The 2,677-nt window shown below is 48.7% G+C and carries 1 protein-coding gene; it reads right to left on the reverse strand.

Features of this window, described 5'->3' with window-relative positions:
* Positions 1-118: 118 nt before the first annotated feature.
* A partial coding sequence (locus AAHF22_RS23650; RefSeq protein ID WP_347327454.1) for a glycoside hydrolase family 2 TIM barrel-domain containing protein occupies positions 119-2,677 on the reverse strand: 2,559 nt, incomplete at its 5' end.

Below are 2,677 nucleotides of genomic sequence, written 5' to 3' on the forward strand. Positions count from 1 at the left end.
ATCCCCTTTGTTGACATGATTAAGTTCATCTTAACAGATGTCTTTTTTCGAATGTCTACTTAAAGGGGATAATACCACAAGTTTTCTTGAAACCTGTCTTTTTTATAAATAGTTCTAATTAAATTACTTTTATATAACTATCCTCCAGCACAACTGGCACAATTTCCAATTCATACTGGAAATGTTTCTCCTGCAACCGAAACCTTTCCGCCAGTTCCGGCCCACACGAGTTCGAACCAACTCCGCTCATTTTATAATCCAAATGCAAATACGTCTCTGCGCGTGGCTGTAACTTATGCGTGTGCGTAGCTGCGGTCAGATCGGCTGGCGTATAATGCGACGCATTAAACGAAAAGCGCTTCGGTCCGCTCACATACAGACCGATACCGAGCGGATTGGTAATCGTCAGCCAGCTCGTATCGGCACGCGAACCATTTTCCTGCGGTACGACATAATTATAAAATAGCTCGTCTACGGTGCAGCGATAGCGACCGAAACGTGTACTATGATGCTTATCCACATAGCTCTCATGCGGCCCACGTCCAAAGTATGTCACCTGCTCCATCCCTGCTTTTAGCGGCAGCAACAAGCCAAATCGCGGCAGGAATGGTGCCGTTTCCAGCACTTTAGCATTTAGCTTAAGCTTGATGCTCCCATTAGGATGTACGATCCACTTGGCTTCACCGCGAACGAGTGGATAGTGCGAGATTGCAGCGAGGGAGAAGGAGGTGACGATATGAATCGTGCCGTCTGCTTGCTCCGTCCAGATGGAATCGTATGTTTTCGTATGCAGTCGATCCATCCCGATATCCCGCCATTTTTCCTCGATATTCATATCATTGCTGATCGGTGCACGCCACACGGCAAAGGAAGATGGAGCATCCAGCAATAGCGTATCCTGACGTTCCAGTTGTTTCCATACTCCTTCGATCAGATCGTATTCGTATCGGAATCGATCGCCTGTAATATGCAGTACACCATGCTGTGCGGTCGTAGCCAGCGATTGCGAATGGACGAAGGCGATCGATTGTATAGATGTCACATGATGATCTGTACCGTCGATAGGATCTGCGACGCTTGCTCTGCTCAACGAAAATTGGAAAAAGGCAATTTCATAGCCCGCTTCAGCCCAAATGGTGTTGCTGCGTTGACGCAGGCGGAACGTGACATAGCTGTTTTGTCCAAACGTTGGTTTCGATTGATTCAAAGCTACGTCGATATCCGAGTTTGAACGAAGGTCTGAGATAGTTGGAGAGGTCCATGTTACCGATCCGGCAGGCAATGTCCATTCCAGCAGCGCAGAGTCATGTGGAGCAATCGTCGGTAGCTCCATCTGCCCCTGTGCCAGCAAGATGCCGTCATCTTCGGCGATCCAGTCCAGCGTTAAATGATCCAGTTTGCTAAAATCGTACCGATTGTGCACACATAGCGATAAGGTGCCGCCTGTCTGTGTTTCAGTCGCTGTTTCCACTGCTTCGATCCAGACCGGAGCAATAATCTGCTTCAGCTCCAGCAAGCCCGGATGCGGCTGACGATCTGGAGAAACTAATCCATCGATGCAAAAAGAGCCATCATGCGGTGTATCGCCAAAATCGCCACCGTATGCATAATAGATACGCCCATGTTCATCCTTTTGCTGAATACCATGATCTGCCCATTCCCATACGCAGCCCCCCATTAACAATGGATAGGCGTAAATGGCATCCCAGTATGCTTTCAGATCGCCGGGACCGTTGCCCATGGCGTGGCTGTATTCGCATAAGAATAGCGGTTTATGGCTATCTGGATGGACGGCATATTCCGTAATATCCGCAGGTGAAGAATACATCCGACTTTCCACATCCAGCACGGATGTATCGGCATGACCTTTATAAACGGGAGCTGCACCTTCGTAATGTACCGGACGTGAAGCATCTCGTGCTCGTGTCCAGCGTGCCATCGCGATATGATTGCGATCATAACCGGACTCATTGCCCATCGACCACATAATGACCGAGCTAAAGTTTTTATCACGTTCGACTAATCGTATGGCACGATCGACAAAAGCCTGCTCCCAATCCGCATGAGCAGATAACTGATGAAAGGCGCCGGGACCGAAGTCTTCTGGAATCCCAATTCCATGACATTCCAGATCCGCTTCATCAATCACATAAAATCCATACCGATCGCATAGCTCCAGAAAGCGCGGATCATTCGGATAATGTGCCGTGCGTACAGTGTTGATATTATGCCGCTTCATCAGCATCAGATCATCGATCATATGCTCAATCGGTACCGTATGCCCAAGCACCGGATGCGTATCATGGCGATTCACACCTTTCAGCTTGATCGGTTGTCCGTTGATGATGAACACACCTTGTTCGCTAATCGTCACTTCTCGCAAGCCGATTGCAAAATGTAGCACCTCGCCAGCGGCTTCCACATACAAGCTGTATAACTCCGGTGTCTCCGCATTCCATAGCAGCGGCTGGCTCCAGTTCAATTCAATCGTTGCAGCCTCTATAAAAGAAGTCAGCTCTTGCTGCGTATGAGCAACTACCGTACCATTCGGTGCCACTACCGTTATTGTAGTTCGCAGAGCAATGTCGGATACACTTTCTCCAGAACCAGAACCAGAACCAGAACCAGAACCAGAACCAGAACCAGAACCAGAACCAGAACCAGAACCAGAACCAGA

The organism is Paenibacillus wenxiniae (genome assembly GCF_039822605.1).
GTDB classification, from domain to species: Bacteria; Bacillota; Bacilli; order Paenibacillales; family Paenibacillaceae; genus Saccharibacillus; species Saccharibacillus wenxiniae.